The organism is Pseudomonas sp. JDS08PS003 (assembly GCF_045013505.1).
Taxonomy (GTDB): Bacteria; Pseudomonadota; Gammaproteobacteria; order Pseudomonadales; family Pseudomonadaceae; genus Aquipseudomonas; species Aquipseudomonas protegens_B.
The window spans coordinates 6,424,263-6,446,332 of record NZ_CP120724.1 but is presented as its reverse complement, the minus strand read 5'-3'; the positions used below and the strand labels follow the sequence as shown (position 1 = coordinate 6,446,332).

The window sequence follows — 22,070 nt, the reverse complement described above, 5'->3', positions numbered from 1 at the left end:
ATGCGCTACCATGGCCCTCCCTTTTTTTGTTGCCTGCCACCATGCACTGTCCCTTCTGCGGTGCCAACGACACCAAGGTCATCGACTCGCGTCTGGTCGCCGAGGGCGAACAGGTGCGCCGCCGGCGTGAATGCCTGGCCTGTGGTGAACGTTTCACCACCTTCGAAACTGCCGAACTGGTGATGCCGCGCCTGATCAAGACTGACGGCAGCCGTCAGCCCTTCGACGAAGAAAAACTGCGCGCCGGTATGCAGCGCGCCCTGGAAAAGCGCCCGGTGAGTGTCGAGCGTCTGGAGGCGGCGCTGGTGCATATCAAGCACAAGCTGCGGGCCACCGGCGAGCGCGAAGTCAAATCCCTGGTCGTGGGTGAACTGGTGATGACCGAGCTGCAGAAGCTCGATGAAGTCGCCTATATCCGTTTCGCTTCGGTCTATCGACGTTTCCAGGACCTCAACGAATTCCGCGAAGAGATCGACCGTCTCGCCCGCGAGCCGGCCAAGCAATGAGCCTGTCCCCGGAGCAAGCGGTACTTGACGCCCACTACATGGCCCGTGCCCTGGAACTGGCGCGCAAGGGCCGGTATTCCACTCATCCCAACCCCCGCGTCGGCTGCGTCGTCGTTCGCGATGGCCAGGTGGTCGGCGAAGGCTGGCATGTGCGGGCCGGTGAACCCCACGCCGAAGTCCATGCCCTGCGTGCCGCCGGGGAGCAGGCCCGTGGCGCCACTGCCTATGTGACGCTCGAGCCTTGCAGCCATCACGGCCGCACACCGCCTTGCGCCGATGCCCTGGTCAATGCCGGGGTGGTGCGGGTGGTCGCGGCGATGCAGGACCCGAATCCGGAAGTGGCCGGTCGCGGCTTGCAGCGTCTGGCCCAGGCCGGCATCGACACCTACAGCGGTGTGCTGGAAGCCGAGGCCCGGTCGATCAACAAGGGCTTCCTGAAGCGCATGGAGCACGGCCTGCCTTATGTGCGGGTCAAGCTGGCCATGAGTCTCGATGGCCGCACCGCCATGGCCAGTGGCGAGAGCCAATGGATTACCGGGCCTGCCGCCCGCTCCGCGGTGCAGCGCTTGCGGGCCGAATCTTCGGTGGTGCTGACCGGTGCCGACACGGTACTGGCCGATGACGCCCGGCTGACCGTACGCGCCGCCGAACTGGGCCTGGACCCCGAGCAGACTGCCCTGGCCATGAGCCGTCCACCGCTGCGGGTGTTGATCGATGGGCGCCTGCGAGTGCCTCTGGATGCGCCGTTCTTCAAGGCTGGCCCGGCGTTGGTTGCCACTTGCGCAGCGGTTGAAGAACAGTACGCCAACGGCCCGGAGTGCCTGATCGTTCCCGGCCCCGATGGCCAGGTCGACCTGCGCCGCCTGCTGTTGGAACTGGCCGCCCGTGGCGTCAACGAGGTGCTGGTGGAAGCCGGCCCGCGGCTGGCGGGAGCCTTTGCCCAACAGGGCTTGGTGGACGAGTACCAGATATTTGTCGCCGGCAAGTTCCTCGGCTCCTCCGCCCGGCCGTTGCTGGACTGGCCGCTGGCGCACATGCACGAGGCGCCATTGCTCAAGATCATTGAAATGCGTGCGGTGGGCGATGACTGGCGAGTCACTGCCATCCCGGCCCCGCCAGCGAGCGTATAATTCCCGACTTTCGCCTACCCGGCGGCCCTGTTCTCGAGGAGGACTCCATGTTCACCGGCATCATCGAATCCATCGGCAGCATTCGCGCATTGACCCCAAAAGGCGGAGATGTGCGGGTCTATGTAGAAACCGGCAAGCTTGATCTGGCCGACGTCAAACTGGGCGACAGCATCGCGGTGAACGGCGTCTGCCTGACCGCAGTCGAGTTGCCGGGCGATGGTTTCTGGGCCGATGTCAGCCGCGAGACCCTCGATTGCACCGCCTTTCACCAATTGAAAGCCGGTAGCCGGGTCAACCTGGAGAAAGCCCTGACCCCGACCACCCGCCTGGGTGGTCATCTGGTCAGCGGCCATGTCGACGGTGTCGGCGAAGTGGTGGCGCGGGAGGAAAATGCTCGGGCCATCCAGTTCCGTATCCGCGCACCGAAAGAACTGGCCAAGTACATCGCCCATAAAGGCTCGATCACCGTCGATGGCACCAGCCTGACGGTCAACGCGGTGAATGGCGCCGAGTTCGAGCTGACCATCGTGCCCCACACCTTGGCGGAAACCATCATGGCCGACTACCGGCCGGGTCGGCAGGTCAACCTCGAGGTCGACCTGCTGGCGCGCTACCTGGAGCGCCTGCTGTTGGGTGACAAGGCGGCGCAAGCCACCACCGGCGGCACCATTACCGAAAGTTTTCTGGCCGCTAACGGCTACCTCAAATCCTGACTCAAGGGGGTGCCGCGTGGCGCTCAACAGCATCGAAGAACTGGTTGAAGACATCCGCCAAGGCAAGATGGTCATCCTCATGGATGACGAAGACCGCGAGAACGAAGGCGACCTGATCATGGCCGCCGAGTGCTGCAAGGCCGAACACATCAACTTCATGGCCAAGCACGCCCGTGGCCTGATCTGCATGCCCATGAGCCGCGAGCGCTGCGAGCTGCTCAAGCTGCCGCTGATGGCACCGCGCAACGGTTCTGGCTTCGGCACCAAGTTCACCGTCTCCATCGAGGCCACCGAAGGCGTGACCACCGGCATCTCTGCCGCTGACCGTGCGCGTACCGTACAAGCGGCAGCGGCCAAGGATGCCAAGGCCGAGGACATCGTCAGCCCGGGTCACATCTTCCCGCTGATGGCCCAGCCCGGCGGTACCCTGGCCCGTGCCGGCCACACCGAAGCCGCCTGCGACCTGGCGCGCATGGCCGGGTTCGAGCCAAGCGGGGTGATCTGCGAAGTGATGAACGACGACGGCACCATGTCCCGTCGCACCGAACTGGAAGCTTTCGCCGCCGAACACAACATCAAGATCGGCACCATTGCCGACCTGATTCACTATCGGATGATCCACGAACGTACCGTTCAGCGGATTGCCGAGCAGCCCCTGGACAGCGAACTGGGCCAGTTCAACCTGGTGACCTATCGTGATTCGGTTGAAGGCGATGTGCACATGGCTCTGACTCTGGGCGAGATCTGCGCTGAAGAGCCGACCCTGGTGCGAGTGCACAACATGGACCCACTGCGGGACCTGCTGATGGTCAAGCAACCGGGTCGCTGGAGCCTGCGGGCGGCCATGGCCACCGTGGCCGAGGCCGGCAGCGGCGTGGTGCTGTTGCTCGGTCACCCGCTGGATGGCGACGTGCTGCTGGCACACATTCGTGAAACGGCCGATCACCAGCCGGTGAAGAAACCGACCACCTACAGCATCGTCGGTGCCGGTTCGCAGATCCTCCGGGACCTGGGCGTACGCAAAATGCGTCTGATGAGTGCGCCGATGAAGTTTAATGCGATATCCGGTTTCGACCTGGAAGTTGTAGAATACGTGCCCTCCGAATAAAAGCTGGTCGTTTCTGGCTTGAAATTCGCGGTTCAAATATCACTGAAGAGCGTGTGCTAGACACGCTCTGGCTCTTTAAGAGATTTGTCGAATGACCCTGAAGACCATCGAAGGTACCTTCATCGCCCCTAAAGGCCGCTATGCCCTGGTGGTCGGCCGTTTCAACAGCTTCGTCGTCGAAAGCCTGGTCAGCGGCGCGGTTGACGCGCTGGTTCGCCATGGCGTGAGCGAAAGCGACATCACCATCATCCGTGCTCCTGGCGCCTTCGAAATTCCGTTGGTTGCACAGAAAGTCGCACAGAAAGGTGAGTTCGCGGCGATCATCGCCCTGGGCGCGGTCATTCGTGGCGGTACTCCGCACTTCGAATACGTGGCCGGCGAGTGCACCAAGGGCCTGGCCCAGGTGTCCATGGAGTTCGGCGTGCCAGTGGCCTTCGGCGTACTGACCGTTGACTCGATCGAGCAAGCCATCGAACGTTCCGGCACCAAGGCCGGTAACAAAGGGGCCGAAGCTGCCTTGTCCGCCCTGGAAATGGTCAGCCTGCTGGCGCAGTTGGAGGCCAAGTGATTAGCGACGATAGCGATCGTTTCAACCCGCGCGATCCCAAGCCTGCAAACGCCGGCAAGCCATCCAAGAGCGCCAAGCGTCGCGAAGCCCGTCAGCTCGCGACCCAGGCGCTGTACCAGTGGCACATGGCCAAGCATTCGCTGAACGAGATCGAAGCGCAGTTTCGGGTCGACAACGATTTCACTGACATCGACGGCGCCTACTTCCGTGAAATCCTGCACGGGGTTCCGGCCAACAAGAACGAGATCGACACCGCGCTCGTGCCTTGCCTGGACCTGGCCATCGATGAGCTGGACCCGGTTGAACTGGCGGTCCTGCGGCTGTCCACCTGGGAGCTGCTCAAGCGCGTCGACGTGCCGTACCGCGTTGTGATCAACGAGGGTATCGAACTGGCCAAGGTCTTCGGTTCCACCGACGGCCACAAGTTCGTCAACGGTGTTCTCGACAAGCTGGCCCCGCGCCTGCGTGAAGCTGAAGTGAAGGCGTTCAAGCGCTGAACCGCGCTTGCAGCTGCCATGGGCGAGTTTGAGCTGATCCGTAACTTCTTCGCTGCCGCGCCTTGTGCGCAAGGCGGCGAGGGTGTTGCCCTGGGGATCGGCGACGACTGCGCCTTGCTGGCGGTTGCTCCTGGCGAGCAGTTGGCGATTTCCACCGACACCCTGGTGGCCGGTGTGCATTTCGCCGATCCCTGCGACCCCTATCTTTTAGGCCAACGCTCACTGGCGGTGGCTGTCAGCGATCTGGCTGCCATGGGCGCCACCCCGCTGGCCTTTACCCTTGCCCTGACCCTGCCGACGGTAAGCACCGATTGGCTGCAGGCCTATGCCTGCGGTCTGAACGCCATGGCCCAGAATTGCGGCGTGCGCCTGATTGGTGGTGACACCACTCGCGGCCCGCTGACCTTGACCCTGACGGTATTTGGGCGGGTGCCTGCCGGTCTTGCCCTGACCCGCAGTGGTGCCCGAGCAGGCGATTTGCTGTGTGTCGGCGGTGAGTTGGGCAATGCCGCCGGGGCCTTGCCACTGGTACTGGGCCAGCGCAGTGCTGATGCGACCATCGCCACCCCCTTGTTGGCCCACTACTGGTCACCGCAGCCGCAATTGGCCCTGGGCCAGGCGCTGCGGGGCAAGGCCACTTCGGCCCTGGATATCTCCGATGGCCTGCTGGCCGATTGCGGGCATATCGCGACCGCTTCGAAGGTCGCCTTGCAGGTGGAGGTGGAGAAACTGCCACTGTCCCCGGCATTGTTGAGCTTTCTTGGCGAACAGGGTGCCCGCGCGGCGGCCTTGAGTGGCGGCGACGACTATGTACTGGCCTTTACCTTGCCGCCTGCCGAACTGGCGCCGCTGTTGGCGGCCGGTTGGTCGGTGCAGGTGGTGGGGCGAGTGGTGGCCGGGCAGGGTGTGACCCTGCTGGACGCCGGCGGCCAGGACATCACCCCCGGCACCCGGGGTTATCAACACTTTCCGGAGACACCGTGACAGATCATCCCAAGCAGGTCCCGGCGGAGTTCGTGCCGCCGTCGGTCTGGCGTAATCCCTGGCATTTCCTGGCCTTCGGTTTTGGCTCCGGCACTTTGCCCAAGGCGCCGGGCACCTGGGGCTCGCTGGTTGCGCTACCCTTTATCCCGCTGTGGCAGATGTTGCCGGACTGGGGCTACTGGCTGATGCTCGGCGTCACCATGCTGTTTGGCTTCTGGCTGTGCGGCAAGGTCGCCGACGATCTGCGGGTCCATGACCACGAAGGCATCGTCTGGGACGAGATGGTCGGCATGTGGATCACCCTGTGGCTGGTGCCCGAGGGTTGGTACTGGCTGTTGGCGGGGTTCCTGGTATTTCGCTTCTTCGACATTCTCAAACCGTGGCCGATTCGCTGGGTCGACCGGCATGTCCATGGCGGTGTCGGCATCATGCTCGATGATGTGCTGGCCGGGGTGTTTGCCTGGTTGGCGATGCAAGGGCTGGTGTGGTGTTTCAGCTGAGGGATTAGGCATGGGGTTCTGCCGCGCGCTGCTGGTGTTGCTGGTGGTCTGGAGCTGCTCTGGCGTTCGGGCCGGCGAGTTGCAGGCGCAGCCCCAACAAGTGCGCATCGCCAGCGAGGAATGGAACGACTACACCGAAGCCGATGGCAAGGGCTTGGCCTGGGACATCCTGCGGGAGGTATTCGAACCCCAGGGCATCCTCGTCGAACGCAGCAGCGTGCCCTACACCCGTTCAGTGGGGCTGGTGCAGCGCGGTGAAGTGGATGCGCAGGTAGGAGCCTATCGTGGTGAATCCGCGGGTGTGCTGTATCCGCGCTGGAACTACGACACTGACCATATCTACGCCTTGGGCCTGGCCAGCAATCCCGAGCTGACCCTGGCGAACCTGGGCAGCTATCGGTTGGTCTGGGTTCGTGGCTACAAGTACCAGGACTACCTGCCCAATGTTCGCCGCTACAACGAAATTCGTCGCCGCATCGGCATCCTGCCGATGTTGCTGTACAGCCGTGCCGACTATTACATCGATGCCCAGACCGAGATCGACTACGTACTCGGACAAGCTGCGGAGCCGAGCCGGTTCAAGCGTACCCACCTGGCCGAGCTGCCGCTGTACCTGGGTTTTGCCGACAATCCTCGTGGTCGGGCCCTGCTTTCCTTGTACGACCGGCGCATGGAGCAATTGGTGAAAGACGGTGTCCTGCGGCCGATCTTCCTGCGCTGGAAGCAGCCTTATCCCTTTGATAGTGGGCTGCAACCGGCGGTCCGTTGATCAAACTTATCGATCTTTATCTCCGATAATTCAGCCTAAGCGTGCAGTGGAGGCTGCTGTTACAATGCCGCCTCTGCGAATCTCCAGTCCTCATACAGATCAGGAGCACAACAGTGCCCGTCGTTTTTGTTGCCGCTTCCAAGCTGCCTACGCCTTTTGCGCAATTCACCATGCATGGTTTTCTCGATGAAGCCACCGGTCGCGAGCACGTCGTGCTCAGCCTGGGGGACATCGCCGATGGCGCGCCGGTTCTCGGTCGCCTGCACTCCGAATGCCTGACCGGCGACGCCCTGTTCAGCCAGCGTTGCGACTGCGGTTCGCAACTGGAAGCTGCCCTGCGGGCCATCGCCCGGGAAGGTCGCGGGGTGCTGCTGTACCTGCGCCAGGAGGGGCGCGGTATTGGCTTGCTGAACAAGATCCGTGCCTATGAGCTGCAAGATGGTGGCGCCGATACTGTGGAAGCCAATGAGCGCCTGGGGTTCGCTGCGGATCAGCGTGACTACGCCATGTGCCTGCCGATGCTTGAGCATCTGGGGGTCAAGTCCCTGCGGCTGATGACCAACAACCCGCGCAAGGTCAAGGCACTGACCGACATGGGGATCCAGGTCGCCGAGCGGGTTCCGCTGCACACGGGCCACAACCCCCATAACAAACTGTACCTGGCGACCAAGGCCAGCAAGCTTGATCACATGATGGGCAATGAGCATCAGGGCGAGGTCGACCGCGCGTGACTCGGGGTCAAGTCAAGCGGCGCCTGACCGTAAGCTGGTGGCAGTACCTGGCCCTGGGCCTGGTGCCGTTGTTTGTGATCAACGCGCTGTTCGGCCAGGGCGAACCCATCCTGCCGGTGCTGGCGATGCCGTTCTTCATTGCCGGGGTGGCGTCGATGTTCGTCAGCCTGCGTTTCTTCGGCGGCTACAAGCACGCGCTGATTGCTACTCAGAAAGCCCTGGATACGCCTGAGGAACCGGCAGCCTGGATTCACTTGGCGGCCAGCCGGCGGGTGGCCTTTCTGGCGGCTTCGCTGCCGGCCTGGGTCGGTGCCCTGGCGGTATTCGTCGGCCTTGAAGCGGTGCCCTTGATGCTCCTGGCTTTGTCCACTGCGGTGCTGTTCTACCTCTACCGTATTCCGCGTCAACTGGGCTGATGCTGCGCTGGCTGGCGGTCTTCTGCCTGTTGGCCAGCGCTCCGGTGCAGGCTGCGCAGCGAGTGGTCAGCCTGGCGCCGTCGCTCTCGGAAATCGTCGTGGAGCTGGGGGCTGCCGAGTTGCTGGTGGGCGTACTGGACGCTGGTGAACGGCCAGCGTCGCTCAAGGACCTGCCTTCGGTGGGGCGTTACGGCCAACTGGATATCGAGCGCTTACTGAGCCTCAAACCTGACCTGCTGTTGCTCTGGCCGGGCAGTGTTGGTCCGGCTCAGCGCGACCAACTGGCGCGCCTGGGAATCCCTACCTTTGTCGCCGAACCTCATGACTTTCAGCAGCTGACCGCGCAGATCGCCGAGATCGGCGAGCGTCTGGGTCGCCCGGTGGCTGGCCGCGAACTGGCCGCCGAGTTGAACCGGCAACTGGCCGGATTACGCGCCCGCTATCACCGTGAACCGCCGTTGCCGGTGTTCTATCAGGTCTGGGACTCGCCGCTGTACACCGTGGGCGGTGGGCAGATCATCAGCGAAGCCTTGAGCGTCTGCGGGGCGCGCAATGTGTTTGCCGACCAGCCGCTGCCGGCGCCCCAGGTCAGTATCGAGTCGGTGTTGCAGCGCAATCCGCAGGCGATCCTGGCCACCGTCCAGGGGCAGCTGGATGCCTGGATGGCCTGGCCGCAGATCGCGGCGGTGCAGCAGGGGCGGTTGTTGCTGGTGAGGGACAAGGGCCTGGAGCGGCCCAGTGGGCAGATGATTGCAGCGACTGCCAAGCTCTGTGCCTTGATCGCGCCCGAGCGCTGAGCCCCTTCGCCGGCGAGCCGGCTCCTACGGGGTCGGTGTAGGAGCTGGCTTGCCAGCGAAGGCGGCGGACCTTACAGCTCAGGCGTCCAGGTCACGCCGAGCATCCAGGTGCGGCCTTCTTCGCGGTAGCCGTAACCGTTGCGGTTGTATTCGTAGAGCTCGCGGGTATAGGACTTGTTGAAGACATTGTCGAGTTTCAGGTCCAGCTTTAGCTCCCGTTTGAGCGCCCAGCTGCTGCGCAGACCGAACAGGCCGTAGCCGCCCACAGGCACCTGCTTTTTTACGCTCAGGTCTTCATAACTCTTGCTTACCAGTTGCCAGCTGGCACCGAACGCCAATAGGTCGAACTGTCGGTCCAGGTCCAGGCTCAAGGTGCGGCGGGCACGGCGCGGCAGTTGATGGCCATTCTTGCGGTTGCGTGGATCGATGATTGCGGTACCGATGCTGGTTTGCCAGCCGAGCAGCTCCTGTTTCAGGGCCGCCTCGAAACCATTGATCCTTGCTGCGCCAACGTTTTCCGGGCGCTGCGCAACACGGTCATAAATAATCGCGTCTTTGATATCGGTTCGGTAGATCGAGGCTTCCAGGCGGCTGCTTTGCGTCAGCTGGCTACGCCATTGCAGTTCATAGCTCTTGGAGTGCTCCGGCTTGAGATCGGGATTGCTGAAACCGGGGTAATACAGATCGCTGAAATTGGGCGCCCGGAAGCCTTCGCTGTAGGACAGCAGCAGGTCATTGTCCGGGTTAAGCGGCAGGGTGAAGGTGCCGCTCCAAGTGTTCTGGCTGCCATATTGCTGGTTTTGGTCACGGCGCAAACCCAATTCGGTGGAGAAGCTTTCACTGTGAAAACGATGCTGGATGAAGGCTGCCCGGTTCCAGCGGCTGTCTTCGGCAAATTGTGCCGGGCTGGTATTGAGCCGGTCTTCGTACCAGTCTGCGCCGAGGATCAGACTGTTGTCCTCGTCCAGGCGCATATCGTTCTGCCAGTTCAGCGAGTCCCGGTAGGTATTGAATACGCTACGTTCGTCGCTGAGCTTGTCGCGTTTGAGGTCGCGGTTTTCGCTATGTCCGAGTTCTAGCCGCGATTTCCAGTAGTCATTGAGGTTCGCGTCGAGATAGCCGCTGACGCTGCTGACACTGAAGTCGGTGTAAGGATCCTGGGCGAAGACGTTGTAGCTTGAGTCGTAGCGTCCGAAAGGGTTGTCGTAGCGAGCGCGGCCACGGTTATCCAGCAGGTTGAAGCCTACCTCCAAATCATCGTTCAGCGCGTGGCTGAGGGTGAAGCTCAACGACTTGTTGCGGTAGCCGTCATGGTCGGTATCGCTGGGGAACGACTCATGGGTCCAGTCGATCCCCGCCGTTTCATCCAGGCTGGCGCCGAGGCTGAAGCGGGTACGCTCATCGCCGCCGGAAAGGCCGAGGCTGCGTTCCCAGGTCTGGTTGCTGCCGAATCCCACATGCATGCGTCCTTGCAGACCTTGCTGGGCGCCACGCCGGGTGAAGATCTGGATCACTCCACCAATCGCGTCGCTGCCATAGATCACTGAGCGTGAGCCGCGCAGCACTTCCACTCGTTCGATCTGCTGGACATTCAGGTACTGCAGATTGCTGTCGCCGGAAGATGAGCTGCTGATGCGCTGGCCATCCACCAACACCAGGCTCTGGGCCGATCCGGTGCCGCGCAGATAGATGCCCAGCAGGCTGCCGCGACCACCGCTGCGCGCGACCTGCACACCGGGCACCCGTTGCAGCAGGTCGGTCAGGCTACTGGGCTGCAGGCGGTCGATGTCTTCCCGGGTGAACACGGTGTTGGCGGCGCTGCTGTCGTTGCGCGCCTCCACCTGGCGGTTGGCGCTGATCAGCATCTCGGGCAGTTTCAGCGCTTGATCGCGGTCGGGGGTGTCGGCAAAGAGTTCGGCACAGGGCAGCAGGAAAAGCGGCAGGGCCAGGCGAGAAAGTTTCATGGCTATTCCGTTAGCGCGGCTCGGCCTTCGCCGCAGAGTGTGAAGCCGGATAAGGAAGGGAGCAAAAGCGCCGCCCGCATGGCGGGCGTGCAGCAGCGGCTACAGGTAGCCGCTGTGGATCAAGCCAGGCCCAGCAGTTCCAGGCGCTGGCGTACCGAAGCTTCGATGCCGGCTTCGTCGAGGCCGCATTCGGCGAGCATCTGCGCCGGTTTGGCGTGCTCGACGTAGGCATCCGGCAGGCCCAGGTGCAGGATCGGCTTGAGGATGCTCTCGCGAGCCAGGAACTCGCTGACTGCACCACCGGCGCCGCCCATGATGGCGTTCTCTTCGATGGTCACCAGCAGTTCGTGACTGCCGGAAATTTCGCGGACCAGGGCTTCGTCCAGGGGTTTGACGAAGCGCATGTCGATCACGCTGGCATCGAGCTTCTCGGCCACTTGCAGGGCTTCGGCCAGTTGTACGCCAAACACCAGCAGCGCAACCTGTTTGCCTTGGCGACGGATTACACCCTTGCCGATCTCGATCGGTTCCAGGTCCTTGTCGATCGGCGCATTGGGGCCGCTGCCCCGTGGATAACGCACCGCCGCCGGGCCGTTGTACAGGTGGCCGGTGCTGAGCATCTTGCGCAGCTCGTTCTCGTCGCTTGGGGTCATCACCACCATGCCGGGGATGCAGCGCAGGTAGGACAGGTCGAAGCTGCCGGCATGAGTCGGGCCGTCTTCGCCCACCAGGCCGGCGCGGTCGATGGCGAACAGCACATCGAGGTTCTGTACCGCCACGTCATGGATCAGTTGGTCATAGCCGCGCTGGAGGAAGGTCGAATAGATCGCCACCACCGGCTTGGCGCCTTCGCAGGCCATGCCGGCCGCCAGGGTCACCGCGTGCTGCTCGGCAATCGCCACGTCGAAGTAGCGCAGTGGGAATCGCTCGCTGAAGGCTACCAGGTCGGAACCTTCCTTCATCGCCGGGGTGATGCCCACCAGGCGTGGGTCGGCAGCGGCCATGTCGCACAGCCATTCGCCGAATACAGCGGAATACTTGGGCCCGCCGGTCTTCTTCGGTGCAGCGGCCGGAGCGTCCAGCGGCTCCAGCTTGGTGATGGCGTGGTAGCCGATGGGATCGACTTCCGCCGGGGCGAAGCCCTTGCCCTTCTTGGTCACCACATGCAGGAACTGCGGACCCTTGAGGTCACGCATGTTGCGCAGGGTGGCGATCAGGGTCGGCAGGTCGTGGCCATCGATAGGGCCGATGTAGTTCCAGCCCAGCTCTTCGAACAGGGTGCCGGGAACCAGCATGCCCTTGGCATATTCTTCGGTGCGGCGAGCGATTTCCCAGGCACCGGGCAGGCGCGACAGCACTTTCTTGCTGCCTTCGCGCATGCTGGCGTAGGTGCGGCTGGAGAGGATCTTGGCCAGGTAGTTGGACAGCCCGCCGACATTGCGCGAGATCGACATGTCGTTGTCGTTGAGGATCACCAGCATATTGGCGTCCACTTCCGGCGCGTGGTTCAGGGCCTCGAAGGCCATGCCCGCAGTCAGGGCGCCGTCGCCGATCACCGCAATGGCCTTGCGCTCGCTGTTCTGCAGGCGGGCGGCGATGGCCATGCCCAGGGCAGCGCTGATGGAGGTGCTGGAGTGGCCGACGCCGAAGGTGTCGTACTCGCTCTCGGAGCGCCGGGGGAAAGCGGCCAGGCCGTCTTTCTGACGCAGGCTGGCCATCTGCTCGCGGCGCCCGGTGAGGATCTTGTGCGGATACGCCTGGTGACCCACGTCCCACACCAGCCGGTCGTCCGGGGTGTCGAACACGTAATGCAACGCGATGGTCAGCTCGATGACCCCAAGACCGGCACCGAAATGCCCGCCGGTCTGGCCGACCGTGTAGAGCAATTCCAGGCGCAACTCATCGGCCAGGGTTTCCAGCTCGGCTTCACCTAACCGGCGCAGGCCGTCCGGCGTCTGGGCACGGTCGAGCAGCGGCGTGGTCGGGCGTTTGCGGGGAATCTCATGAAACGTCGTGGGCATCAGGCGAATCGTTATAGGTATAGAAAGAGGCGGCAGTTTACCTTATGCATCGCAAGCTGCCCACGCAGAGCGCCGAACTTGGCCGATATGCGGTCCGGCTATCGGGCGCCGATCAGCTGCGGCGCTCGACGATATACCGCGCCAGCTCGCGCAAAGGCTCGGCCGCTGCGTCAAACGGACGCAGCGCGTGTAGCGCCTGGTCCCGCAATTCCAGGGCGTACTCCTTGGCTGCGGCCAGGCCCAGCAGTGCCGGGTAGGTCGGTTTGTCCCGAGCGATGTCGGCGCCCTGGCGTTTGCCCAGGGTCGCGGTATCACTTTCGACGTCGAGGATGTCGTCCTGCACCTGGAATGCCAGGCCGATGGCCTGGGCGTAGGTCTGCAAGGATTTCAGTTCGTCTTTCTCGGCCCGGCCACTGGCCAGTGCGCCGAGGATGACACTGGCCTCGATCAGCGCGCCGGTCTTGTGCCGGTGCATGTATTCCAGGGCTTGCTGGTCGAGCTTGAGTCCTACCGAGCCCAGGTCGATGGCCTGGCCGCCTACCATGCCCGCCGGGCCCGCCGCCTGGGCCAAAGTGGTGACCATGCGCAGGCGGATCTCGGCGCTGGCGTCGCTCAGGCCCGGGTCCAGCAGGGCGCTGAAGGCCAGACTTTGCAGGCCGTCACCGGCGAGGATCGCGCAGGCTTCATCGAAGGCCTTGTGGGTGGTGGGCTGGCCGCGACGCAGATCGTCATCGTCCATGGCCGGCAGGTCGTCGTGGACCAGGGAGTAGGCATGAATCAGTTCCACCGCGCAGGCGGCGCCGTTGGCTTGCTCGGGCAGGCCGCCCAGGGCCTCGCAGGCGGCATAGGCCAGCAGCGGGCGCACACGCTTGCCGCCATTCATCACGCTGTAGCGCATGGCTTCATAAAGGCGGACAAGTTCGGGGCTTGGGGCGGTGAACAGGGTATGCATTGCAGCGTCGACGCGGGCCTGACTGCTGGCCTGATAGGCGGTAATCATTCTGCTTGTTCCGCATCGAAGGGTTGTTCCGCCAGTTCGCCGTCGCGCTCGAGGAGGATCTGTACCTTCTGCTCGGCCTGGGCCAGGGCAGCCTGGCAGTCACGGGTCAGGCCAATGCCTTGTTCAAAGGCGGTCAACGAGTCTTCCAGCGACAGCTCGCCGTTCTCCAGACGCTCGACCAGGGTTTGCAGGTCGGCGAGGGATTGTTCGAAATCTAAGGCAGCTTTTTTGCGGGCCATGGCGGCTATCCCGGTTGACGTTAAACCGGCGCGACACTAGCAGACACCGGGGTTTCGGGCAAATGAGAAGCGCTCGCTGGCGTGCTGTTGACGGGGGCTGCGCAAGGATGGATTGAGGGGCGCCGGCAAGACTTGCAGCTCACAGGACTGAGCGCGGTGATATCGCCGTAATGGCACTTGTGGCGCGGGTTTCAGGGCATTGCCAATTCCCTCGCAAAATCCCTTTTCGCCAATTGTGCAACAGGCGCCAAGTCGCTAATCTGCGGCCTTTCCAACGCCCTTTGTCGCCGGGCATTCTTTCTGAATATTTGCAGCCGCGCCGAGGATCTGGCGCCAGGGTTTTCCCATGCATGGCAGGACGCACTACATGCGCGTTTTATCCTCCCTTCTGCTGACCTTGCTGGTGGCCGGGGCGGCGTTCGCCGAACCTTCCGCCGAACTTCAGGAACCCCTGGGCGGCTGGCGCTATTCCGGACTGCTGGACCGTACCGAGCAGGACCGAGTGGCCTATCCGACTCCGCCCATCGACCGCGGCATTCAACGCAATCGCACCCTGATCGAGGGCCAGCTCAAGGCCATAGGTCATCTGCGCCAGCCCCACAGTCTGTCGGTCAACGGCAATCCGCTGAACCTCTACACCGACGAACAGGGCCGCTTCGCTCGCCCTTATGCCTTTGGCGCCGGCTCCAACAGCGTCGAAGTGCGCAGCTCCGAGGGCAAGTCCCTCAAGCGCGTGCAGTTCTATGAGGCCAATCAGAACAAGACGCCCCCGCGCATTCGCGTGGTGTTGGGCTGGGACGATCCCAAGGCCGAGCTGGACATGCACATCATCACCCCGGACGGTCAGCACGCGTTCTTCGGTCATCCCGGCCTGACCAACGGCGGCGGCCTGGACCCGGATGGGGTCGACGGGCCGGGCCCGGAAATGTTCACCATGACCGCGCCGCTGCGGGGCACCTATCTGATCTACGTCAACTACTGGGGCAACTTCGGCAGTGGCGGATACAACTTCGACGAAGGCAGCAATCAGAACGAGGTGATCACCTCGCAGATCAACCTGATCCTTAACGAAAACACCGTCGATGAGAAACGCGAGACCTTTATCGTGCCCATGCGGGCCATCGGCGACCTGTTGCTGGTCAAGTCTTTCAACTATTGAACATCCCGCACCACGGATGAATTGGGCTTTGTGAATCATGAGCGAAAACACAGCATCCCCGGCGGCCGGCGTCCCCGGTACTGAACAACCCGGCAGCAAGCGGCGCTGGCCGGCCCTGGTCGTGGGCCTGTGCCTGGTGGCGGCCGCCATTACGGGGGTGGGCTGCAAGCCCAAGACTCCGGTGGCTGAGCTGGCCGGCGACAAGCTGGGCCTGAGCCGCCCCGACGGGCTGCTGGAGACCCACTCCCTGACCCAATTGCCCAAGGACCTGCTGGCGGTGCCTTTCCTCAAGGAAACACTGACCGAGGACTTCGTCTTCTATTACCAGGCCCACGTCGATCGCCTGGGCCTGATCGGCAGCCTGCGCCGGATCATCTACGAGCATGACCTGAAATTGCAGGACAACCTGATCGAGCAACTCTTCGATCAGCCGGCGGATGTGGCGCTGTGGCGTGGCGCCGACGGGCGCCTCAAGGACTTTTTGCTGGTGATGGACCGTGGCGGCCTGGCCAAGCTGCTGGAGCCTTTGGCCAAGGTCGCCCTGGATGACACCCAACTGAGCAAGCTGGCGGACCTCAAGGTCGGCGGCGATGCGGTGGCCCTCTATCAGTTGAATTACAACGCCGGCAAATCTCTGGCGTTCGCTTCCCATGGCGACAAGCTGGTGGTGCTGTCCAACGCGGCCAAGCTGTATGACCTCGGCACCGGTGCCAATGATGAACACGGCGCGGTCTCCACCGCGGCCCTGGAGGCTCTGCTCAACGGTGACAAGCTGTTCCCCGAGGCTTTTGGTCTGGAGGCGCGCAAGCCTGAAGTGCAGCAGCGGCTGGCGGTCAACGCCAGTGTCCTGGCCATGGGGTATCAGCGTTTCATCCCCAACTTCGCCGGCTTGCGCTTCGATATGGACGCCAAGGGCTGGCACAGTTACCTGGCCATGGAGGAGCAGGACAACCAGCCGGACTTCGACTTCAAACCGATCTGGCAGGCCATGCCCATGGGCGCCAGCGCCTGTGTGGCGCTGCCTTTGGCGGCGGAGCAGCAGAAGCCGCTGCTGGTCAAGCTGGGCGCCGAAGAGTCGGTGGCCCAGGCCCTGACCGAGCACATGGCCGGCACCGCAGGCCTGTGCTGGTACGCCGATTCGCGGCTGTATACGCCGCTGCTGGTGGCCAGACTCAAGGATCAGGACAGCGCCAAACTCGATGCCGACCTGGGCAAGCTGTTCGGCTCCATGGTCGGTTCCCGGGAGAGCAAGGTGGCCGAGCGGATCTTCCCGGTGGAGGAGCAACAGAGCGGTGACATGCACCTGTGGCAGCGCCAGGTCAGCTCCAACTTCGGCCAGTACCCGGCCAAGGACGCCAAGGCCCCGCAAACCATCACCGGCCGCGCCTTCATGCAGGTCAGCCTGGCCCGCCATGGCTCGACCCTGGTGTTCTCGCTGGATGACAAACTGGTGAACAAGGCCCTCGGCACCCTGGACAAGCGCTTCCCGCCCTTGGCCGACGTGGTGCCTGCGGACGCGCTGATGCCGGTCTACCTGGGCCCGCAATCCCTGGCGCAGCTGATTCAGCAGGAAACCTTCGACAGCCTGCCCCAGGACATGGAACCGGTGTTCAACAACGCCGCGCAAACCTACCTGGTGCCCAAACTGCGCACCCTGGGCGGTTATGGCAAATATGCCCTGACCCTGCCCGAAGGCAGCGAGCCCAACGGTCACTGGCAATGGCTGCCCCTGCAATGGCGCGCGCTGTGAGTACATGGCGCAAAAGCCTGGGCAGCCTCGGCCTGTTGGCCCTGCTGCTGAGCAATGCCGTGGGCGCGTCCCAGGCTCCGCCGTTGGACGTGCAGCAGTCCCAGGTGTTTCGCGCCTGGTTCGTGCGCATCGCCCAGGAGCAACTGAGTCAGGGGCCGAGTCCGCGCTGGTACCAGCAGGATTGCGCCGGGCTGGTGCGCTTTGCCGCCAACGAAGCGCTCAAGGCCCACGACAGCAAATGGCTGCGGGCCAACGGCATGTCCAATCGCTACCTGCCGCCGGAGCTGCAACTGAGCGAAGGCCAGCGCGGCCTGGCCCAGCAGTGGCAGCAGGGCGGTGGTCAGACCGGGCCTTACGTCAACGCCATCAAGCTGATCCAGTTCAACAGCCACCTGGTCAGCCGTGACCTGGGTCAGGCGCGTCCCGGCGACCTGCTGTTCTTCGATCAGGGCGACGACCAGCACCTGATGATCTGGATGGGCCGCAACATCGCCTATCACACCGGCACCACCACTCCCACCGACAACGGCATGCGCTCGGCTAGCGTGCAGCAACTGATGACATGGAAGGACACCCGATGGATACCCGACCCCGCCAACCCCAACTTCATCGGCATCTATCGACTGAACTTCCTCACCCAATGAGCGAACCGCGTATGTCCCGTTTTCTGTTTCGCCTGACCCTGGCCTTGACCCTGCTGGCCCCCGTGGCCCTGGTCAACGCCGAAGACTCGGTGCCGTCCAGCGATTACGCGGCGGTCTCCGGTGAGAGTTTCTTCCTTCTGGCCGACAGCAGCTTCGCCAGCGATGAACAGGCCATGGTGCGCCTCGAAGCCCCGGGGCGTGACTACCGGCGTTTCCGCATGGAGCCTTACGGCGGCGCGGACATCCGGGTGTACCGGATCGACCAGCCGCTGGACTTCCTCAAGCGCCAGAAAAACCTGCACCGGGTCGTCAGTGACGGTCAGTTCAAGGGCGAGGGTCTGTCCAACACCCTGGCCTACCTGTGGGACAACTGGTATCGCAAATCCCGTCGGGTCATGCAGCGCGCCTTCTCCTACGAGTCGCGCAAGCAGGTCATCGAAGAGGTGCCGGAACTGAGGATGGGTAACTCGATGCTGGCGCCGACGCCGTACGAGGCCCAGCCGCAGTTCGCTCTGATCCCGGGGCTGCCGCTGGTGACCCAGTTCCGCTATCCGCTGTGGCAGGCCAAGCCGATCCAGCCGCCGGCCGGGGTTGATCTGTCGGGTTCCTCCAGCCAGTTCATCAACGTTGCTCCGGGCAACGTCTATATCCCGTTGGGGCAACTCAAACCGGGCCTGTACCTGGTGGAAGCCCTAGTGGGCAAGTACCGCGCCACCACCATGGTCTTCGTCTCCAACACTGTGGCGGTGAGCAAGATTGCCGGCGACGAGCTGCTGGTCTGGGCTGCGGGCAAACACGAAGGCAACTCGGTGCCCAAGGTCAACGTGCTGTGGACTGATGGCCTCGGTGTGATGAACAGCGGCGCCACCGACGAGCAGGGCCTGGTGCGCCTGAAACACGTCAGCCCCGAGCGTTCCTACGTGATTGGCGAGGACCAGGAAGGCGGGGTATTCGTCTCCGAGAACTTCTATTACGACAGTGAGATCTACGACACCAAGCTCTATGCGTTCACCGACCGGCCGCTGTATCGCCCGGGGGACTGGGTGTCGCTGAAAATCGTCGGCCGCGAGTTCAAGAATGCCCGGGATTCGGTGCAACCAGGAGCCGGCACGGTCAATGTCAGCGTGCTGGATGCCGCCGGTACCGCATTGCAGAACCTGACCCTGAACCTGGATTCCAAGTCCGGCACCCAGGGGCGCTTCCAACTGCCGGAAAACGCCGTGGCCGGTGGTTATGAGCTGCGTTTTGGCTACAAGGACCAGGTCTACAGCAGCGCCTTCCGCGTGGCTGAGTACATCAAGCCGCACTTCGAGATTGCCCTGAGCCTGGCCAAGCCGGACTTCAAGACCGGCGAGCCGGTGAAGGGCAACCTGGTGCTGCTGTATCCGGACGGCAAGCCGGTGGCCAATGCGCGCCTGCAACTGAGCCTGCGGGCCCAGCAGCTGTCCATGGTGGACAACGAGCTGCAGTACATGGGCCAGTTCCCGGTGGAGCTGACCAGTGCCGAGCTGACCACTGACTCCAAGGGCAGTGCCACCCTCGATCTGCCGGCGGCCAGCAAGCCGAGCCGCTACATGCTCACCGTGTTCGCCAGCGACGGTGCGGCGTACCGGGTCAAGACCACCAAGGAAATCCTCATCGAGCGTGGCGCCGCGAGCTTCAGCCTCAGCGCCCCGCAGCGTTTCAGTGCGGTCGGCGACAAGGTGCAGTTCAGCTACGCCAATCAGAACACCAGCGAGCAAAGCAAGAACCTCAAGCCCAGCGGCTACAGCTGGGTACGTCTGGAGGACCAGTCCACCGGCAATGGCAAGCTGGCCGCCGCCGACAACGGCTTCGCCCTGGCCTTCGAGCGTCCCGGCACTTACAACCTGACGCTGAAGGACGAGCACGACCGAGTGCTGGGCGGCACCAGCCATGCGGTCACCGGTGAAGGCGTGAAGGCCGTGCCGGGTACTGTGGAAATCGTCCTCGACAAGCCCGAATACAAGACCGGCGACGAAGCTCTGGTGCTGATTACCTTCCCTGAGCCGATCAACGACGCGCTGCTGTCCCTGGAGCGCGACAAGGTTGAGGCCACCGCGCTGCTGTCCAAGGGCGGCGACTGGTTGAAAGTGGAAAAGCTCAGCCCGACCCAATACCGCGCCCGGGTGCCGGTCAAGGACAACTTCGCGCCGAACCTGACCTTCTCGGTGCTCTACACCAAGGGCGGCGAGTACAGCTTCCAGAATGCCGGGATCAAGGTGCTGACGCCGCAGATCGATGTGGCCATCCACACCGACAAGGAAAAGTACCAGCCGGGCGACATGGTCACCGTGGACCTGTCCACGCAGTTCGCTGGCAAGCCGGTACCGGCGCACCTGACCGTCAGCGTGGTGGACGAGATGGTCTATGCGCTGCAGCCGGAAGTGGCGCCGAGCATCGATCAGTTCTTCTACCACCCACGGCGCAATAACGTGCGTACCAGCGCCAGCCTGTCGTTCATCAGCTACGACGTGGCGCTGCCGGGTAGCCCGACGGCCCCGGGCAAGGCCAATCGCAGCGAGCGTGGGGTCAAGGTGCTGGAGCGACCACGTCGTGAAGACGTCGACACCGCCGCCTGGCAGCCGGAGCTGGTGACCGATGACAGTGGCAAGGCGCGTTTCACCTTCCGCATGCCGGATTCCCTGACCCGCTGGCGCATTACCGCTCGGGCCATCGCCGATGACGGCCAAGTGGGGCAGAAGAAACAGTTCGTCCGTTCCGACAAGGCCCTGTACCTGAAGTGGAGTGGCCCGACCCGCTTCCGCAGTGGCGACAAGCCGGATCTTGGGGTGTTTGCCTTCAGCCAGTCCGAGCAACCGGCCAAGGCCGAGCTGGTTATCCATTACGCCGGTGAGTCCCAGCGCTTGCCGCTGACCCTCAACAGCGGCATCAACTATGTGGCGCTGCCGGCCATTGCCCCGGGCAACGGCGAGTGGAGTGCCGAGCTGGTGCAGGGCGGCAAGACCGTGGATGCCCTGGCCGTGCGCCTGGTGAGCAGTGCGGCCGGCTGGCAGACGGTGCAAACCCAGAGCCTGGACGTGGTCAGCACCAGCACGCCGTTGGGTCTGCCGGCCGATGCCGCAGAGATCCGCCTGCACCTGGACGACAGCCCGCAAGCGCTGTTCCGTTCGGCCCTGGATAGCTTGCTGGAGTACCCCTATGGCGGCGTCGAGCAGACTGCCAGCCAGTTGCTGCCGTTGAGCGTTGCCTACCCGGCGCTGGCCAGCAACCCGCAGATCCGTGATCGGTTGCGCCTGATCATGCAGAACAGCCGCCTGCGCCTAGTGCACATGGCCGGGCCGGAAGCGGCATTCACCTGGTGGGGCGAAGAGGCCGATGCAGACGCCTTCCTCACCGCCTACGCCTACTACGCCGATTGGCATGCCAGCAAGGTCATGGACCTGAACCTGCCACCGGAGCACTGGCAGCGGGTGCTGGACGTCTACGCCAAGCAGGCCGGCAACACGCCATTGCTGCAACGGGCACTGATCCTGTCCTTCGCCCGTGAGATGAACCTGCCGATCAACACCCTGGTCAGGGGACTGATGGACGACCTGGCCAAGGTGGGAGCCGGTCCGGCCGCCAGCATGGATGACGACAGCAGTGACAGCCTGGTGATGGTGGACCCGGATTCGGCCCTCGGCCTGGCCAGCGCCCGGGTGCTGACAGCCGCCCTGGCGCGGGACGCCAAGGTCACGCCGCCACCTGCCTTCGTGGCGCAGCTGGAGGCTGCACAGCAGCAGGTCGACATCAGCTCGCAGCTTTTCGCTCAGGCAATGAATCTGTCCTTGAAGCCTTTCGATCAAGCGACGGCGCGCGCATTGCTGCAACGTCTGCTGCCATCGCAACCGACCCTGGACCGTGCTCTGGCCCTGACCTGGCTGCAGCGCAGCGTGGCCCAGTCGGCACCGGCCGAGGCTTTGAATCCGGGCCAGGGCTGGCAACAGCAGCAGGGCGCCAGCGGCGAACGCTACTGGCAGTGGCAAGGGCCGCAGGTGCCTGCCGTGCTGACCCTGGACAAGGTGCCGGAGCGTCCGCTGCGGGCCTCGGTCAGCTACCTGAGCAAGCTGGACATGGGCACGCCGTCGCCGGTGAACATTACCCGTCGCCTGTTGCGCCTGGTTCCGGGCGACGAGGCCTTCACCTTCAAGCTGGAACCGGTGGGCAACAAGCCGATCGCCAGTGACGGGCTGTACCTGGACGAAGTGATCATCGCCAACGAGGGCAGCCGGCCGCTGCTGTACGGCATGCTGGAAGTGCCGTTGCCGCCGGGCGCCGATGTCGAGCGCACCACCTGGGGTATCAAGCTGGCCGGCCCTGCGGGTACTGAAGCGGCGTCCCTGGAAAAGGCTCGTTTCGAACCCGGGCAGATGAGCTATGCAGTGCCGCTGGATGCGTTGAACGACAGCAGCGAAGTGCGTCTGCGGCATTTGATCCGTTTCTCCCAGAAAGGCCAGTTCAACTTGCCTCCGGCACGTTTCTACCAGGTGTATGCACCGGAGCATCAGGCTCAGGAGCGTACGCCGGCACTGGGTCAGGTCACGGTCAAATAA

General features: G+C 63.6%; 20 protein-coding genes. 16 read left to right on the top strand and 4 right to left on the bottom strand.

Features of this window, described 5'->3' with window-relative positions:
• The first annotated feature begins 41 nt into the window (after window positions 1-41).
• The 12 genes from nrdR to P7C00_RS28730 all read left to right on the top strand — a co-directional run bounded on the left by nrdR (window position 42) and on the right by P7C00_RS28730 (window position 8,719).
• Window positions 42-506 (top strand): transcriptional regulator NrdR, encoded by a 465-nt coding sequence (nrdR, locus tag P7C00_RS28785; protein WP_019095943.1) that lies wholly within the window; start codon window positions 42-44, stop codon window positions 504-506.
• Window positions 503-1,636, top strand: a complete 1,134-nt coding sequence (gene ribD / locus P7C00_RS28780; RefSeq protein ID WP_404937763.1) for a bifunctional diaminohydroxyphosphoribosylaminopyrimidine deaminase/5-amino-6-(5-phosphoribosylamino)uracil reductase RibD — start codon at window positions 503-505, stop codon at window positions 1,634-1,636. Before nrdR ends, ribD begins: the two co-directional genes overlap by 4 nt.
• 47 nt (window positions 1,637-1,683) lie before the next feature.
• Entirely contained in the window at window positions 1,684-2,349 is a 666-nt protein-coding gene (locus tag P7C00_RS28775; protein WP_041120021.1) for a riboflavin synthase, read from the top strand.
• A 16-nt stretch (window positions 2,350-2,365) separates the two neighbouring features.
• Window positions 2,366-3,457, top strand: coding sequence for a bifunctional 3,4-dihydroxy-2-butanone-4-phosphate synthase/GTP cyclohydrolase II (gene ribBA, locus P7C00_RS28770; protein ID WP_123724330.1), 1,092 nt, complete (start codon window positions 2,366-2,368; stop codon window positions 3,455-3,457).
• Window positions 3,458-3,548: 91 nt separating this feature from the next.
• Window positions 3,549-4,025: a 6,7-dimethyl-8-ribityllumazine synthase gene (ribE, locus tag P7C00_RS28765; RefSeq protein ID WP_003228649.1), complete on the top strand. Its 477-nt coding sequence runs from the start codon at window positions 3,549-3,551 to the stop codon at window positions 4,023-4,025.
• Window positions 4,022-4,522: a transcription antitermination factor NusB gene (gene nusB, locus P7C00_RS28760; protein WP_011063734.1), complete on the top strand. Its 501-nt coding sequence runs from the start codon at window positions 4,022-4,024 to the stop codon at window positions 4,520-4,522. The genes ribE and nusB overlap by 4 nt, the downstream gene beginning before the upstream one ends.
• Window positions 4,523-4,540: 18 nt before the next feature.
• A complete protein-coding gene (gene thiL, locus P7C00_RS28755; protein WP_346635619.1) occupies window positions 4,541-5,506 on the top strand; it encodes a thiamine-phosphate kinase in 966 nt (321 codons plus the stop codon).
• Window positions 5,503-6,006 carry a phosphatidylglycerophosphatase A gene (locus P7C00_RS28750; protein ID WP_123724332.1) on the top strand — a complete coding sequence of 168 codons (504 nt, stop codon included), beginning with the start codon at window positions 5,503-5,505 and terminating at the stop codon, window positions 6,004-6,006. Before thiL ends, P7C00_RS28750 begins: the two co-directional genes overlap by 4 nt.
• A gap of 10 nt (window positions 6,007-6,016) precedes the next feature.
• Window positions 6,017-6,775: an ABC transporter substrate-binding protein gene (locus tag P7C00_RS28745; RefSeq protein ID WP_346635620.1), complete on the top strand. Its 759-nt coding sequence runs from the start codon at window positions 6,017-6,019 to the stop codon at window positions 6,773-6,775.
• Window positions 6,776-6,888: 113 nt separating this feature from the next.
• The gene (gene ribA, locus P7C00_RS28740; protein ID WP_060841299.1) at window positions 6,889-7,506 is read left to right on the top strand and encodes a GTP cyclohydrolase II; all 618 of its coding nucleotides are present in this window, start codon (window positions 6,889-6,891) and stop codon (window positions 7,504-7,506) included.
• Window positions 7,503-7,922, top strand: a complete 420-nt coding sequence (locus P7C00_RS28735; protein WP_123724334.1) for an MFS transporter — start codon at window positions 7,503-7,505, stop codon at window positions 7,920-7,922. Before ribA ends, P7C00_RS28735 begins: the two co-directional genes overlap by 4 nt.
• Window positions 7,922-8,719, top strand: a complete 798-nt coding sequence (locus P7C00_RS28730; protein ID WP_404937762.1) for a cobalamin-binding protein — start codon at window positions 7,922-7,924, stop codon at window positions 8,717-8,719. Before P7C00_RS28735 ends, P7C00_RS28730 begins: the two co-directional genes overlap by 1 nt.
• Before the next feature lie 71 nt (window positions 8,720-8,790).
• Here the strand turns inward: P7C00_RS28730 and P7C00_RS28725 are convergent, their stop codons facing one another.
• The 4 genes from P7C00_RS28725 to P7C00_RS28710 form a co-directional block, all read right to left on the bottom strand.
• A complete protein-coding gene (locus P7C00_RS28725) occupies window positions 8,791-10,683 on the bottom strand; it encodes a TonB-dependent receptor plug domain-containing protein (protein WP_404937761.1) in 1,893 nt (630 codons plus the stop codon).
• A 119-nt stretch (window positions 10,684-10,802) separates the two neighbouring features.
• Complete coding sequence (gene dxs, locus P7C00_RS28720; protein WP_404937760.1) at window positions 10,803-12,704, bottom strand: 1-deoxy-D-xylulose-5-phosphate synthase; 1,902 nt, start codon at window positions 12,702-12,704, stop codon at window positions 10,803-10,805.
• A 112-nt stretch (window positions 12,705-12,816) separates the two neighbouring features.
• Window positions 12,817-13,704: a (2E,6E)-farnesyl diphosphate synthase gene (gene ispA, locus P7C00_RS28715; RefSeq protein WP_404937759.1), complete on the bottom strand. Its 888-nt coding sequence runs from the start codon at window positions 13,702-13,704 to the stop codon at window positions 12,817-12,819.
• A complete protein-coding gene (locus tag P7C00_RS28710; RefSeq protein ID WP_025129353.1) occupies window positions 13,701-13,943 on the bottom strand; it encodes an exodeoxyribonuclease VII small subunit in 243 nt (80 codons plus the stop codon). Before P7C00_RS28710 ends, ispA begins: the two co-directional genes overlap by 4 nt.
• 367 nt (window positions 13,944-14,310) lie before the next feature.
• Here P7C00_RS28710 and P7C00_RS28705 point away from each other — a divergent pair, with 367 nt between their 5' ends.
• The 4 genes from P7C00_RS28705 to P7C00_RS28690 are packed head-to-tail and all read left to right on the top strand — an operon-like array spanning window position 14,311 to window position 22,070.
• Window positions 14,311-15,102 carry a YfaP family protein gene (locus P7C00_RS28705; protein ID WP_402893330.1) on the top strand — a complete coding sequence of 264 codons (792 nt, stop codon included), beginning with the start codon at window positions 14,311-14,313 and terminating at the stop codon, window positions 15,100-15,102.
• A gap of 37 nt (window positions 15,103-15,139) precedes the next feature.
• Entirely contained in the window at window positions 15,140-16,852 is a 1,713-nt protein-coding gene (locus tag P7C00_RS28700; protein WP_346635626.1) for a DUF2138 domain-containing protein, read from the top strand.
• Window positions 16,837-17,496: a DUF1175 domain-containing protein gene (locus P7C00_RS28695; protein ID WP_404937758.1), complete on the top strand. Its 660-nt coding sequence runs from the start codon at window positions 16,837-16,839 to the stop codon at window positions 17,494-17,496. Before P7C00_RS28700 ends, P7C00_RS28695 begins: the two co-directional genes overlap by 16 nt.
• Complete coding sequence (locus tag P7C00_RS28690; RefSeq protein ID WP_404937757.1) at window positions 17,493-22,070, top strand: alpha-2-macroglobulin family protein; 4,578 nt, start codon at window positions 17,493-17,495, stop codon at window positions 22,068-22,070. Before P7C00_RS28695 ends, P7C00_RS28690 begins: the two co-directional genes overlap by 4 nt.